This window comes from Marivirga harenae (genome assembly GCF_030534335.1).
Classification (GTDB): Bacteria; Bacteroidota; Bacteroidia; order Cytophagales; family Cyclobacteriaceae; genus Marivirga; species Marivirga harenae.
Map to the genome: position 1 here is coordinate 2,873,846 of NZ_CP130565.1, position 15,196 is coordinate 2,889,041.

Sequence of the window (15,196 nt, forward strand, 5' to 3'; positions counted from 1 at the left end):
TAAGTATGAAGATAAAATTGGCCAGATTTTTAATATTGGGCTCTTTAGCGCTATTCATGTCAGTAATGGTTCATGCTCAAACTTCTTGGGATGAGTCTTTTACTGCTTTACAAAAGGCTGAAAAGGAAGGCCAATTAGAATTAGCCCAATCATTATTAAATCAGACATTAGATCAAGCTGAAAATACTTATGGTAAAAAGCATCAAGCTTATGTATTCACGCTTCACTTAGGAGTTAAATTATCTTTTAAAACAGAGCAATATGAGGAGGGTTTGGACTTGGCAAAAGAAGAATTGCAATTGATGAATGAGGTTTCTTTTGATCAACAAACTCAATTCTATATTCAATTATTAAATTTTTTATCTCAACTAAATCTTCAAACCAATAATATTTCCGAAGCAATAAGCTATGCTAAGGACTACATGGAAGTTCTTCAGCAAGAAGATAAGAACTCCTTAAATCATGCCTTGGCTATTTATGACTACGCATCCTTATTATACCAAAATAATGAAGAGGATGCTTTAACATACTTTCAGGAGGCCCTTCCTATTCTAAATCAACATATTGCTCAAGTGGGAACTCAATATTTATATTCACTTTATTATGTGGCCACACTTCTACAAGAAGATGGGATTTTGGATGAATCAGCCAATTATTTTGATAAGGTGATAGGTATTACCCAAGATAATAATTTACAATCTTCCGATTTATGGAAATTTTCCGCTTACCAAAGAGCGCTTATATACCAAGAGCAGAGCCAGAATGATAAGGCTATTTCTTTTTATGAAATATTAGTAACTCAATTGGAAAATGATGAAGACACCGATCGGGAGATATATGGAAGCGCACAGAATAATTTGGGTGTTCTATATCAGAAAACTGGCCAAAACAAAAAAGGCGAGTCATTATTAGTGTTAAGTGGTAATGATTTGCAAAGTCAGTTGAATAGTGCGGCAGTAGCCTTTAATAAGGGAGAATATGCAATTGCATTATCTTTGTACACTGCAGCAAATGATTCTTTAAACATCAATAGTCAACAAGACAGTCTTCAGTCAGCTAAGATTTTAGCTCAAAAAGCTTTGGTGTATAATACTATGGGACAGTTGGATTCAGCCCTACAATTATTGCTCTATGTCGAAGATAAAATTTTGAATAACATTTCGGGAATAAATGAAGAGAAGGCATTAGTATATAAAAATACCGGTGATCTATATTTGGAGCTTGCAAACTTTGATTCAGCTGGATTATATTTAGATAAAGCGTTAAAGCAGTTTGAAGGAAATAGTAATTTTAAATCTGAGATTGAAATCCAAACTAGAAATAGCCTGGGAGTTTTAGAGCAAAATAAAACCAACGTAGAGGAAGCGGCTTCTTATTTTACTGAGAATTTGAAATTGATTGAGGATGTATTGGGCAAGCAAACAGTAGAATATGCTAATACATTAAATAATTTGGGTGCTTTGCGATTGGAAAATGGCAATTATGGTTTAGCAGAATCCAATTTCAAAGATGCTGGATTTATATTTAACGCGATATTTGATCAAAATCATGAAAATAATGCAAAGGTCTATGAAAATTTGGGTACAGTTGCTCAAAGCCGTTCACAATTCCGGAAAGCAGATTCCTTATTTCAATTAGCTGAAAAAACTTATATAACTAGTTTAGGAAAATCGCACCCGTCCCTGTTAAATGTATATTCAAAATTGGCTTTAGTTAAATTGGCAGAAGCTGATTACCCAACTGCAGAGCAGTATTTTAGAAAAACAGTAGATTTATCTAAAACTGTTTTCGGAAGCCAGAGTGTAGCCCATGCAGATGCCCTTTCTGGAATGGGGTTGTATTACCAAAGCACTGGAAATTTAAAGGAGGCCAAAAGTAATTTGGAAAAAGCTATAGCTACTTACACCGAAAAATTAGGTAAAATTCATCCTTCATATGTCTCTTCCATAGAAAATCTATCATCCATTTTTCAGACGGAAGGAAATGTGGACCAGGCCCTGCCATTGCTCAACGAAGCCTTGGAATTAGATTCCATTATTTATGGTGTGCAGCATCCAAAATATGCCACGACTTTGCATAATTTAGCATCTCTATATTTAACCAATGAAGATTACGAGAAAGCAGAAGATCTTTACGAAAAATCATTAGTAATAGATGAGGCTGTTTACGGGAGGGAAAATCCAACATTTGCAAGCACTCAGTACAATTTAGCTGTTCTTTATCAAAAACAAGGCAAGCATGTAAAAGCAGATTCGCTGTTTGCAAAAGTAACTAAACTAAGAAGGGATGTTTTAGGTGAAAATCATCCTGATTATATTTTCACTCTCTATGGCTGGGGTATTTTGAAGCAAGTTGAAAATGAAATTGATTCAGCATATGCTTTATTTAATTCCTCTGTTAAAAGTTATTTGTTCTTATTCAAAGAATACTTCCCATCTATGAGTGAGAGCGAGAAATCGGCTTTCTATCATAAAGTAAATCCGGTTTTTGAAGCATACAAGGATTTTGCTATTGAGAACTACGAGGCCATTCCCAAATTGAAGGAAGATTTATTTGACTTACAATTAACTACCAAGGCTATGTTGCTTAATGCATCAGCTAAGATGAGGAATAAGATCCTTAATAGCGGAGATCAGGAATTGGTAATATTGTTCCAGAATTGGCAAGATAAAAAAGAAAAAGCTATACAATATTATTCCTACACTAAGGAGGAACTACTAGCTCAAAGCATTGATTTGGAGCATTTGGAAGCCTCCATTAATAATATGGAAAAGGAATTGAGTATAAAGTCTAATTTATTTAATGCAGGATTTGGCTCTGACAGTATTAATTGGAAAAAACTTCAACAAAGTTTGGCATCCAATACAGGGGTTGTGGAGTTAGTGAGGGTCAAAAAGAGTTTGAAAAATGATTCAATAGTTTACGCGGGTCTCATTTTAACAGATACTATGGATGAACCTGAAATTGCAGTATTACAGGAAGGAAGAAGAATCGAAAAGCAGTATTTTAATGCCTATCAAAACCTGATTAAATTCAAGTTAATGGATAAGATTTCTTATGAAAACCTATGGGAGTGGGTAGATGAAAAGATCCCGGAAGGGCTAGATAAATTATTCATTAGCCCGGATGGGATTTATAACAAGATTAATATAAATACTTTATATAGTGAGCATCTAAGTCAATATCTTCTTGAGAAAGAAAATATCAGGATCATTACAAGTTCACGTGATTTAATTAAAAATAGAAAGCCAAAGGCTAATTCAATTGACAAAATTCAGGCAAATGAAAGTGATTTTCACGAGTTCCCAAGTCTGGTTTTGATTGGTTCACCTGATTTTTCCTTAGGGAGACCTGCAGATGAAATGAATTTAGAAGCTCAAAATGTGGGGCTTATGAGGAATTTTACCGGTGGTATTCCTGCACTTCCAGGTACGAAAATTGAGATAAATGCCATTGATTCCATGACAAGAGCCAATAATTGGTCAGTCAAGAAATATCTGGACGAAGAGGCCAATGAAATTCTGATCGACAGTTTAACTGCTCCAAATATTTTACACATTGCCACTCATGGTTTCTTTAAAGCATATAATGCGGACAATAAAATTTCAGGAGTAGAAAATCAAGGTAAAGAAGAAAATCCACTTTTAAGATCAGGGATATTGCTTTCAGGTGCTTCTATTGGTCTAGCAGGAGGCTTACCATACGAAAACAGCTTTGAAGACGGGCTACTGACGGCTTATGAAACTATGAATCTGAATTTGGATGCAACGGAACTGGTGGTACTTTCTGCTTGTGAAACCGGACTTGGCGATGTAAAAAATGGAGAAGGAGTTTATGGACTACAACGAGCATTTTTAGTAGCAGGGGCTGAAAATTTAATAATGAGTTTATGGACAGTAAATGACTATACAACCCAACTTTTGATGACCGAATTTTATAAAAATTGGACGGAGGGAGATGATAAGTTTACATCATTTCGAAAAGCGCAAATGAAAATAAAAGAGGAGTTCCCACAACCTTATTATTGGGCTGCTTTTACAATTATTGGAGAATAAACTGCACTATGAAGAATTGTAAAAAAATATTCTTATTTATTATATTTTCTTTGTCGAGCTTTCTGGGGTTATCACAATCCCAAAAAGATTCTCTGGAGCAGGTGCTTGATTCAATTTACCCGAAGCAGATAGTGAGTGAAATCAGCACAGAAAATTTCACAGAGTATGCGCCCAGCATTAGTGCAAACGGTAGAACTCTAATTTATGAATCTAATAAAGATGGGTCTTGGAAATTATACTTGACTAGAGAGGGAAACGGTTCATGGGCCGATGAAATATCATTAGATAGTATCAATAATTTTGGGGATTCTGTAGATGTGATCAGCGGACCAAATTTCAGCTATGATGGCAATAGAATTTATTTTCATGCCTCCTTTGATGGCGGACAAGGCTCTGAGGATATTTATTATTCAGAAAGAATCGGGGATAGCTGGTCTAAACCGCAAAATTTGGGGCCAGATGTAAATACCAGAAGCTTTGATGGTTTCCCAACAATAACAACTGATGGAAAGACCTTGTACTTCGCCAGAAACAGTAAAAATACGCCATCGGGTGTTTCAGAATTTTGTTACGAATTATATGTTACTCAAAAGATAGATTCTGGATGGACAGAACCTAGAATTTTACCCTATCCTGTTAATTTAGGATGCGAAAAAGCCCCAAAAATTATGGCGGATAATAGGACTCTGATTTTTGCATCGCTACGAGAAGGGGGAATGGGAGGTTTTGATTTATACCAAACACAATTGAATGCAGATGGTGATTGGAAAAGCCCAGTGCCTCTTCAGTATGTGAATACAACAGATAACGATCTTTTCTCTTGTATTTCTGCTTCTGGAGATATCATGTATTTTTCTAAAAAAGATGATATTTATAGTGTAGAAATCCCTGAGGAATACCGGCAATTTCAAAATGTTACGATTCAAGGTTTAATAAGGGATGCGGATAGTCAAAGTCCACTCACAGCCTCTTTAAGAATCACTGATGCCAATACCTCTGAATTGATTACTAGTTTCGACAACAATCCTTCCGATGGTTATTATTCAATTGTGCTTTCAGCAGGAAGAGCCTACAACCTGGAGGTGAAAAAAGAGGACTTTAGCAGTGCCCTTTATTATTATGATCTACGAGACATAGAAAGTTACCAAGAATATGAAAAGAATATTGATCTGTTCACTACTGCACATTTAAATGTAAACATTTACGATATTGAATTATATGATCCTTTAAAATCCACGATTACAGTGAAAAATGATGTAGGTAGAACTATTGTTGTGGTGGAGTCTGACGGTGAAAACTGGAAGACGAGAGTTAATTTACCTATTGGAAGTGCATACAATATTGAGGTTGAAAGCGAGAATTTCAAACCTAAAAGCTTTTCAATTGATTTAAGAGGCCTGATTTTGTACCGAGAATATGAACAGGATATTGAATTGGTTCCCGAGAAAGTAGGGGTGCCTATAAACGTCAATGATTTGTTGAGTGGTGGATCTGTGTCTTCATCACAATTGATTATCAGAAATAAAACAAGAAATGAGGAGATTGTTATTTCAGGAAACCAAACTATTAATCTACGAGTAGGAGATCGATACATGGTGGAAGCTTCTAGTGATAGGGGGTATGCTTTTAATTCTACAGAGATTGGAATTACAAAAGAGGGGAAATTGCAAACAATAGATGAGAAAACAGGGGAGATCTTGGAAGACAGCAAAGGGGTAGAATTGAAATTACAACCCTTAGCAAAAGATGCTAACCTGACCTTAAAGGATATTTATTTTGAGTCAAATTCTTCCGATTTATTCGAAAGCAGTTTTGAGGAGCTGGACAGAGTTATAAAATTAATGCAATCTTATCCAAGCATGAAAATTGAAATCGCTGCTCACACTGATGATATTGGAGCAGCTCTATATAATGTACGGCTTTCTAAAGAAAGAGCCAATAGTGTTATTGCCTATATTACAAGTAATGGTGTCAAAGAAGAAAGATTGATTTCTGAAGGATATGGCGAATCAAATCCCGTGGTTACTAATGACTCTGAAGAAAATAGGGCTAAAAACCGAAGAGTGGAATTGAAAATTTTGGATATTAAGTTGGCTCAAAACGATTAAGGAGTATGCAAAGATTTATATATATCATATCGCTTTTAATTTTATTGCCAAATGTGATTTATGCTCAAGTTGAATTGGATTATGAGGACGACATTAATCCCTACTTTTTGGGTGATAGTAGCGAATTAGTTTTTCCACTTCTGTTCGATTTCTTCAAAAATAATAATGATCATCCGGCAACTAATATACAACTAGCCATGATGTTCGAAGAGCGTTATATAAATGCTCACCCTATTTCCGATTATGAAGCTGCCATTTCCAATGCGGGAAGAGCAAAACTGCTATTTGGTCGTGCAAGAGATTTAATTGATGATAAAGAGGTCAGAAGAAATGCCTGGCATTATCCCAATTTCACTAATGAATTTAAAAGAAATGGGAAGCCAGTTGTTGAATTCGAAGCGATCCAAATTGTACATCAAAAGGGTTTAAAGGAGGCGGATTCTTTTCTTACATACATGCCACCAATTTATCAGAATTTCATGAAGATGGTGGAGCAATATGACTTAGCTTCCAAAAATTTTGTGAGAATTAATGGAGATTATAGCTCATTAAAAGATATCTATCTATTATATGACGATGAATTGGAAACTCGATTTGAGTTGATTAAAGCTAGTTACGATTCAACACTTTATTATTTCAAAAAGTATAAAGAAGCAGCAAATGCCTATCCCCCATTTGATTTGAATCAAAAATTGACATTTAATGATATTCAAACCTATAGATTAGATGGCTTGGTCATCCAAACAGAATTTTTGGTTGATAACATTCAGTTATGGGATTATGCTACATGGGTTAATCAAGTGAAAAACATTATAAATTCCGAAATAGGTCAATTAAGAAATGACATTGAAACTATTGAAGATAAACTTGAAAATAGCTTTTCACAAATGAGAAATTGGCAGCCGAATGATTCAATTGATGTTGACCCAATTGAGAAGAAAGCAATTTATAAAATTAGAAAGTATGATTTGAATTCTCCTGTTGCAAATGTTTTTCAATATAAAGACGATAAACTTGATTTATTAAATGAGCAAAAGAATTTGTCCGTATATGATACCGCCAGTGAGATTTCCTTTCAAGTGAAGTTGTATTCAATAAATAGGGTTTTTCAACAAACTATTACGCTTGAGAATGATCTTAATAAATATGGAAGTGAGCTCATTGCTAGTAACTTAAATAAGAATAAGGATTTTTACGAGAAGTATTACAATGGAACTGAAGACTTTAAAACGTACTTTAAATCAGAAGCTACAGAATTGCTCAATATTAGAGGTGAAACAGCCAATAGATTAAAAACGCAGATTATAGATCAGTTCGAAAGTCCTTTTACTCAAGAAATACCGAGCTATAAGGGATTAAATTACAAATGGCAAAACCCTATGAATGATTATGATTCCTTGGAGAAAAATATAGCATACATCAATTTTTCCAAAACCAATGTGAATGATTTAGAATATATCGGAGGTTATTATTTAAATACGGACAGTGTCCCGCAAGCATTTTATGCTGCAAAGAATGGATCCAAAATCCAATGGTACAATGCAGTTCCATCAAAATATGAGTCCAATAGCGCATGGCAAAATGTTACGAACATAAATGTTGTGGGAGGCGGTGATTTAAATTATTTACTTTTTGAGAGCCATATAGATTCTTTGGATTTTGTGAATCACATTATACTGTCCAATGAAAAGGGTGAGATTAAGAATGATATTCTGATTGACACTCAAGAAAAACCTGTTGAATTAATTTCATTACGGAATAGCAATATGCAAATGGCTTTTTATCAAGGAGATGGATTAGGGGATGTTGTGTGGCCTAGTTTTATGACTGTAGTCAAATTCCATCCCGATAGTTCCGAATATGCCAGCAAGCAAATTGATATAAATGGGAAATTTGAAGGTGTTTTTCAAACCGATGCAGGAATTGTCTTGGTTTCTTCTTCAGAGGATGGCAAAAATTTCTATTCATCTCTTTTTGACAGTGATTTAAATAGCGTGAAGAAAAATTCATTTTCTTTTACAGAAGTTTTAAAAATTAAATATGCTTATCAAATTAGTGAAAGTAGCTTGCATTTATTGAATGAAAGGGGTGAGCCAGGACATATTGTTCTTACTGATGGGTTAGAATTACGTTATTCTGATATTCCGCTAAGTCAGGACGGTATATAAAAAAAGGCAAGTAAGAAGGCTCTTACTTGCCTTACTTTGACTAATTAAAGTAGTTTCAAACCAACGCTTAACATGATTTGGTTGATTTTCACTTTCGCTTCATCCTCTCCTAAGACGGCTTGATTACTTAGATTACCTTCATATCTTAAATCGACAGTAAGCTTTGAAATATCTAAACCAATTCCTGCCTGATATGCAAAAACTGCATTTTTATATTCTGATACTGAATTATCAAAATCAACTTCATCGCCAAGATTAAAACTTGCAACTGGCCCTGCGTTTACTCTGAAAGGCCCCATTTTCCAGCCAAATAAAATTGGCATATCGATTTTATTTTGGTCAAACTCAAGAGTTTTTACATCATTTGGATCAGAAGCATCTGTATATTCTCCATTTACGGAATTGAAATAGGCTTCTGGTTGTATGTAAAATCCTGTAATTTTAATTCTGGCAAATACCCCACCATGGTAACTGTACTTGGCATCCCCGGCTTGGTAAGCGTCTACATTATCCTTTAAACTTAAGGTGGTATTACTAATTCCTAATTTAGGACCAATAGTAAAAATTTGTGCCTTTGCACTTATCCCAATAAAAAATAATAATGCGGTTAATGTTAAAATCCTCTTCATCTTCATTAATTTTAGTGTTTGAATTTGTATAACGTTTTTTAAGATAAATGTTATACATTCACCGATTAATTCCATGAATAATAAGACGAAAGGAGAATCACATTTAGAAAATATATTAGCTAAAAGAAAAGGATTTGGTGGATATCGCTATCTGAAAAAAATTGATAAGGATTTAATCGATTTCAGTTCCAATGATTATTTAGGATTAGCTAAAATTAATGAGATAAATAGCATACCCTCAAAATTCGTGGATAATGGCGCTGCAGGCTCAAGATTGTTAAGTGGAAATAAATATTACCATGAAGAATTGGAGAATCATTTGTCAGGTTTTTTTAATGCTCGGGCTTCTTTAATATTCAATTCAGGTTATATGGCCAATTTGGGTGTGTTATCTTCTGTTCCTCAAAAAGGGGATACCGTTTTAATGGATGAGCTTTCGCATATTTGCATTAAGGAAGGTGTTAGATTAAGCAGGGCCAAATATTTTAATTTTAAGCATAATGATTTAAACGATTTGGAATTAAAGCTTCAAAAGGCTGAAGGCAATAAATTTATAGTTGTGGAATCCGTGTATTCTATGGACGGAGATCAAGCTCCTTTAAAAGAAATAGTGAATTTGGCGGATCGATATGAAGCTGCAATCATCGTGGATGAGGCGCATTCAACAGGTTTATATGGAGAAAGCGGATTTGGATTATGCTGTGAATTGGGAATTGAAGATGATATATTGGCTCGAATTTATACCTTCGGAAAGGCCACGGGTGCACATGGTGCGGCTGTTTGCGGGAGTGAAATTTTGAAAGAGTATCTGATTAATTACAGCAGACAGTTTATTTACACCACTGCTTTACCATATCACAGTATTGCATCTATTCAAAATGCGTTGGAATATCGAAAGCATCACCCGGAACTTTGGGAAAAACTTAAAGACAATATAGATTTATTCAGAAGTAATCTCCACCCTTCAATTCCAAAATTGGATAGTTTTCACCCCGTACAAGGAATTATTTGGGATAGTTCAGAAAACACTATTGAATTTTCTAAGTATTTAAATGAGTTGGGATTCGACATCAGACCGATTTTGAGTCCGACTGTACCAAAAGGAAAAGAAAGGGTCAGGATATGCCTGCATGCTTTCAATTCTGAGGAAGAAATTACAAATTTGTGTCATCGTATCAATCAGTATTTTCAATGAACTACTTTATAACAGCAATAGGTACTGACAGTGGTAAATCACTTTTTAGTGCCATAATTTGTGAGGCCTTGGAAGCCGATTATTGGAAACCTATTCAAGCAGGATATCCGCGGGATACTGATTATGTTGGAGGCTTATTAAGCAATTTAAAGTCAGATTTGATTCCAGAGAAATACGTCCTTAATACTCCTGCATCACCACATTATGCTGCTGAAATCGATAAGGTCAGATTAGAAGTCGAAGATTTTGACATCCCAAAAACTGATAATGATCATTTGGTTATTGAAGGGGCTGGCGGGGTCTTGGTTCCCATAAATGAAAATGAATTTGTAATTGACTTCCCTCAAAAATGGGGTGTATCTGTGATTTTGGTAGCAAATCTATATCTGGGGAGCATCAATCATTCTTTATTGACTATTAATGAGTTGAATAGAAGAGGGGTGGAGGTAAATGGCATTGTATTTAATGGGGCTTCAAATCCGGCAAGTGAAGACATTATTTTGAAACATAGTGGCTATCCTTGTTTGTTGAGAATACAAGAAGAAAAAGAGATTAATCATGAAGTGGTCAGAAGATACGCAGCTGAATTAAAAAAGAATTTATGAACTGGTTAGAAAGAGATAGTGAGAGTATCTGGCATCCATTTACACAATTGGTCAATGGATTTGAACATATCATGGTGGAGAAAGCAGAAGGGATGTATCTGCATACTTCAGATGGTAGAAAAATCATGGATGCCATTTCCAGTTGGTGGGTGAATTTACATGGACATAGCCATCCTAAGATTGCCGAAGCTGTTGCAAAACAGGCTCAAAATTTGGAGCATGTTATTTTTGCAGGTTTTACACATCAGCCCGCGATTGAATTAGCAGAGAAATTACTTTCTATTTTACCTGAAAATCAATCTAAAATATTTTATTCTGATAATGGGAGTACCGCAAATGAAGTTGCCTTGAAAATAGCATTTCAGTATTGGTATAACAAAGGAAACGAAGAGCGTAAAAAAGTAATCGCTTTTGAAGGTGCTTACCATGGCGATACTTTTGGTGCAATGTCTGTAGGGGACAGAGGTCCCTTTTCTGCTCCCTTTTCACCTTTCTTGTTTGAAGTGGAATTCCTGCCTATGCCAACTCAGGGTAAGGATGATGAACTAATTCAGCAATTTTATCAATTAGTAGATTCAGGGCAGGTAGCGGCTTTTATTTTTGAACCATTAGTTTTGGGTTCAGCAGGGATGAAAATGTATTCTGCCGAACTACTAGATAAACTTATTAATATTGCTCAAGAGCATGATGTGATTTGCATTGCAGATGAGGTATTTACAGGTTTTGGAAGAACAGGCAAATATTTCGCTTCTGACTATTTGGGAAATAAGCCCGATATATTTTGTCTTTCTAAAGGCTTAACGGGCGGAACCATGGCTTTAGGCGTTACTTCGTGTACAGCTAAAATTATGGATCCTTATAAAAGTACCGATATCATGAAAACCTTTTTTCATGGTCATAGCTTTACAGCGAACCCTATAGCATGTGCAGCGTCCATTGCCAGTTTTGATTTGTTAACTGAAGATTATACTCGAAATCAGATATTGAAAATAAGTCAATGGCAAAGCGATTTTAATGCGCAAATATCGAAGCATCCTAAAGTGCTAAATAGCCGAGTATTAGGAACCATATTTGCTTTAGAGCTGAAAACGGATTCAGATACTTCATATGTGAATGAAGTACGTCATAAACTTTACCCTTTCTTTTTGGAGCGGGATATTTTACTCCGTCCTCTTGGAAATGTAATTTATATTTTGCCTCCTTATATCATCAAAAAAGAGGAGATTGATATGGTTTATGAAGCGGTGGAAGAGATGTTGGATAGTTTGTAGGCTTTGTTAGAGTAAGTTTACCAAGGCATATTTCTGTTTTTTATTTATGTAGAATATATGCAAATATAATTTTATACTGGTATGCTCGGTATTTACATTGAATTTCTCCGCTCGCACCAAAATTATTTTCGATATTTCCTCTCCCTTTGCGATGCTCCTTGGCAATTAGATTATAAATTTGTCCTATGGATTATTTAAGTCATTTGAATCCCCCGCAGAGAGAAGGCGTTGAGAATCTAGAAGGCCCTACTATGATTATTGCAGGTGCTGGTTCTGGAAAAACTAGAGTGCTAACATACAGAATTGCCCACCTGATTACGACTAAAAATGTGGACCCATTTAGCATTTTAGCATTAACTTTTACCAATAAAGCTGCACGTGAAATGCGTGATAGGATTGAAAGGGTAGTGGGAACGGACGCCAGAAATCTATGGATGGGTACCTTCCACTCAGTTTTTGCCAGAATTCTTAGGGCGGAAGGTGATAAATTGGGTTACCCTAGCAATTTCACTATTTATGATACTGAAGATTCAAAATCACTGATCAGAGCCATTGTAAGGGAAATGGGCTTGGATGATAAGGTTTATAAACAAAACATAATTTATAATAGAATTTCAGGGGCTAAGAATAATCTGGTTTCGTGGCAGAATTATATGAACAATTCTGTTTATGTCTCGGAAGATGAGCAAGCGCAAAAGCCCAAGATGGGGGCTATTTATAAGGAGTATGTCCAACGATGCTTTCGCTCTGGAGCTATGGATTTTGATGATCTTTTGTTCAATACTAATGTACTTTTTCGTGATCACTTAGATGTGCTTAATAAGTACCAGCAGCGATTTAAATATGTGATGATTGATGAGTTTCAGGATACCAATATTTCTCAATATTTGATAACTAAAAGACTTTCATCGGTCCATCAGAATATTTGTGTAGTAGGGGATGATGCTCAAAGTATTTATGCATTCCGAGGAGCCAATATTCAGAATATCTTAAACTTTGAAAAAGATTATCCTGATTTAAGGGTGATAAAATTGGAGCAAAATTATAGAAGTACTCAAAATATAGTGAATGCAGCAAATTCTGTAATTCTGAAAAACTCGGCTCAGCTGAAGAAAAACATTTGGACGCAGAATGATGATGGGGAGTTGGTGCACCTTATTAAATCTACTTCGGATAATGAAGAAGGAAGATTAGTGGCTTCTTCTATTTTTGAAGATAAGAATAATAAAAAGCTTGAAAATAAAGATTTCGCCATACTCTATAGAACAAACAGCCAATCACGTGCTATGGAGGAAGCTTTAAGGAAAAGTAATATTCCGTACAGAATTTATGGTGGTTTATCATTTTACCAAAGGAAGGAAATCAAAGATTTACTAGCATATCTACGTTTCACAATTAATCACAATGATGAGCAATCATTTAGAAGGATCATTAATTTACCGAAAAGAGGGATAGGTGCCTCGTCAGTTGATAAGATTGTTGTAGGAGCTTATGAAAATGAGCTTGGGATTTGGGAAGTATTGCAAAAGAGCCAAAGAGTATTGCCAAGTCGAGCGGCCAATGCGGTTGATAATTTTGTAACCCTCATTAAATCATTTAAGATTAGATTGGAAAAAGCTGATGCATATGATACTGCAGCATTTATTGCTAAACAAAGCGGCTTGTTGAAGGAATTATATGATGATAAGACTATTGAAGGCTTAAATCGATACGAAAACGTTCAAGAGTTGCTTAATGCTATTAAAGAGTTTGTGGATGACGAGCAGCAGGAAGATAAATCCTTAGAAGCATTTATAGCAGATGTTGCTTTACTCACAGATGCTGATAATGAGGATAAAGAAAATAATGATCATGTTAATTTAATGACTATTCACTCTGCTAAAGGCTTAGAGTTTAAACACGTATTTATCGTGGGAATGGAAGAAGATTTATTTCCTTCACAAATGATGTTGAACAGCCGTGCAGACCTAGAGGAGGAGAGAAGGTTGTTTTATGTTGCGCTAACAAGGGCAATGGAGAAAGTCACTTTAAGCTACGCTCTAACCCGTTATCGCTTTGGTCGATTGAAAAATTGTGAACCTAGCCGTTTTATTGAAGAAATTGACCCAGAATTCGTTAAGGTAGATAGAAAGTTCAACCGTTCCGAACCAATGGGCAATTTGAATAACGGCAGTAGTAATAGCGTATACGCCAAGAATTTGGTTGCCCAACGAAAGACGGAAAGAAAGGCAGTTCCGCCTGGCAAGAAACTGCATACTCCATCACCCGATTTCGCACCCAGTGATACTAGGTCTTTAGATGCCGGTATGAAAGTCGAACATCCTAAATTTGGTTTTGGTGAAGTTAAGAAAATGGATGTTCAGGGAGCTAATAGAAAAGCCACAATCGAATTTGAGAATTTTGGCGAAAAAACACTTCTTTTGACTTTTGCTAAACTACGGATTTTGGAGGATTGAGGTAGCTTTAAAAAGATCGATTGCGAAAGTATTTAATTGGTCCTGATGGTTCTCTTCCATACCATATCCCGCAATTGTACATTATAAGTTTTAAATTCTTTCTACGTAAATCACTTAGTCTAAATTTCCGCATTGCCCTAATGTTTGGCAGTGGGAATCTTGTGACATTTGAATATAAATAAAAACCAAAATTCAATTGTTATGAAAACGTATCCAAATATCTTAAAGCCGGTTAAGCAGTATGTACTGATAGGAATCATAGTTATGATTACTTTGTTTGGTCTAACTCTGAAAGCAAATGCTCAAAGTACATTACTATCCAATAGTGTAGAGAAAATCAATAATTCCATTACTGTTCAATTGGTGGATTATGATTATGACATAGTAATTCCGAAAGTTAAGATTGAGGAATTGAATTCTATAAAAGATGCGGTATTTAATCAATTAGTATATGTTGCTGATGGTAGTAGAGGATATTACTTTTACATGGGTGCAGAATGGGAAAAGCAAAATATCAGAGAAGTATTTGAATTAATTGGAGTTAATTTAAATATTCAAAATCCAGACGCTGAAAGCTTGATCTTAGTGGCTTCTGAGGATGAAACCAGAGCATTATTGGATTATAATCATCATGTTAAAAATATTTATCAGGATTTTGTATTTGATGCTGCAAGTAATGATTTAGCAATAAATTTAGAGAGAGAATAGT

9 protein-coding genes are annotated in these 15,196 nt (G+C 35.2%); 8 read left to right on the top strand and 1 reads right to left on the bottom strand.

Annotation, left to right across the window (positions count from 1 at the left end; all coding sequences use genetic code 11):
* Positions 1-5 precede the first annotated feature (5 nt).
* The 3 genes from Q3Y49_RS12410 to Q3Y49_RS12420 are packed head-to-tail and all read left to right on the top strand — an operon-like array spanning position 6 to position 8,331.
* Positions 6-4,055, top strand: a complete 4,050-nt coding sequence (locus Q3Y49_RS12410; protein ID WP_303268563.1) for a CHAT domain-containing tetratricopeptide repeat protein — start codon at positions 6-8, stop codon at positions 4,053-4,055.
* Between the two features lie 8 nt (positions 4,056-4,063).
* On the top strand, positions 4,064-6,163 hold the full coding sequence (locus tag Q3Y49_RS12415; RefSeq protein ID WP_303268565.1) for an OmpA family protein: 2,100 nt from the start codon (positions 4,064-4,066) through the stop codon (positions 6,161-6,163).
* 5 nt (positions 6,164-6,168) lie between these two features.
* Positions 6,169-8,331, top strand: a complete 2,163-nt coding sequence (locus Q3Y49_RS12420; RefSeq protein ID WP_303268567.1) for a hypothetical protein — start codon at positions 6,169-6,171, stop codon at positions 8,329-8,331.
* 44 nt (positions 8,332-8,375) lie between these two features.
* Here Q3Y49_RS12420 and Q3Y49_RS12425 read toward each other — a convergent pair whose 3' ends face one another.
* Positions 8,376-8,960 carry a porin family protein gene (locus Q3Y49_RS12425; protein ID WP_303268569.1) on the bottom strand — a complete coding sequence of 195 codons (585 nt, stop codon included), beginning with the start codon at positions 8,958-8,960 and terminating at the stop codon, positions 8,376-8,378.
* A 73-nt stretch (positions 8,961-9,033) separates the two neighbouring features.
* Between Q3Y49_RS12425 and Q3Y49_RS12430 the strand changes: the two genes are divergently transcribed.
* The 5 genes from Q3Y49_RS12430 (at position 9,034) to Q3Y49_RS12450 (ending at position 15,195) form a co-directional block, all read left to right on the top strand.
* A complete protein-coding gene (locus tag Q3Y49_RS12430; protein WP_303268570.1) occupies positions 9,034-10,155 on the top strand; it encodes an aminotransferase class I/II-fold pyridoxal phosphate-dependent enzyme in 1,122 nt (373 codons plus the stop codon).
* On the top strand, positions 10,152-10,760 hold the full coding sequence (gene bioD, locus Q3Y49_RS12435; RefSeq protein WP_303268572.1) for a dethiobiotin synthase: 609 nt from the start codon (positions 10,152-10,154) through the stop codon (positions 10,758-10,760). Before Q3Y49_RS12430 ends, bioD begins: the two co-directional genes overlap by 4 nt.
* Positions 10,757-12,031, top strand: coding sequence for an adenosylmethionine--8-amino-7-oxononanoate transaminase (gene bioA, locus Q3Y49_RS12440; RefSeq protein WP_303268574.1), 1,275 nt, complete (start codon positions 10,757-10,759; stop codon positions 12,029-12,031). Before bioD ends, bioA begins: the two co-directional genes overlap by 4 nt.
* Before the next feature lie 185 nt (positions 12,032-12,216).
* Complete coding sequence (locus tag Q3Y49_RS12445) at positions 12,217-14,487, top strand: ATP-dependent helicase (protein ID WP_303268576.1); 2,271 nt, start codon at positions 12,217-12,219, stop codon at positions 14,485-14,487.
* Positions 14,488-14,688: 201 nt separating this feature from the next.
* Positions 14,689-15,195, top strand: a complete 507-nt coding sequence (locus Q3Y49_RS12450; RefSeq protein WP_303268577.1) for a hypothetical protein — start codon at positions 14,689-14,691, stop codon at positions 15,193-15,195.
* Position 15,196 lies beyond the last annotated feature (1 nt).

What these genes read in the sequence shown, in the direction of transcription:
- Q3Y49_RS12410 (WP_303268563.1), top strand. Translation starts at nt 6, where the DNA reads ATGAAGATAAAATTGGCCAGATTTTTAATATTGGGCTCTTTAGCGCTA.
- Q3Y49_RS12430 (WP_303268570.1), top strand. Translation starts at nt 9,034, where the DNA reads ATGAATAATAAGACGAAAGGAGAATCACATTTAGAAAATATATTAGCT.
- Q3Y49_RS12450 (WP_303268577.1), top strand. Translation starts at nt 14,689, where the DNA reads ATGAAAACGTATCCAAATATCTTAAAGCCGGTTAAGCAGTATGTACTG.
- Q3Y49_RS12425 (WP_303268569.1), bottom strand. Translation starts at nt 8,960, where the DNA reads ATGAAGAGGATTTTAACATTAACCGCATTATTATTTTTTATTGGGATA.
- bioA (WP_303268574.1), top strand. Translation starts at nt 10,757, where the DNA reads ATGAACTGGTTAGAAAGAGATAGTGAGAGTATCTGGCATCCATTTACA.
- Q3Y49_RS12420 (WP_303268567.1), top strand. Translation starts at nt 6,169, where the DNA reads ATGCAAAGATTTATATATATCATATCGCTTTTAATTTTATTGCCAAAT.
- Q3Y49_RS12415 (WP_303268565.1), top strand. Translation starts at nt 4,064, where the DNA reads ATGAAGAATTGTAAAAAAATATTCTTATTTATTATATTTTCTTTGTCG.
- bioD (WP_303268572.1), top strand. Translation starts at nt 10,152, where the DNA reads ATGAACTACTTTATAACAGCAATAGGTACTGACAGTGGTAAATCACTT.
- Q3Y49_RS12445 (WP_303268576.1), top strand. Translation starts at nt 12,217, where the DNA reads ATGGATTATTTAAGTCATTTGAATCCCCCGCAGAGAGAAGGCGTTGAG.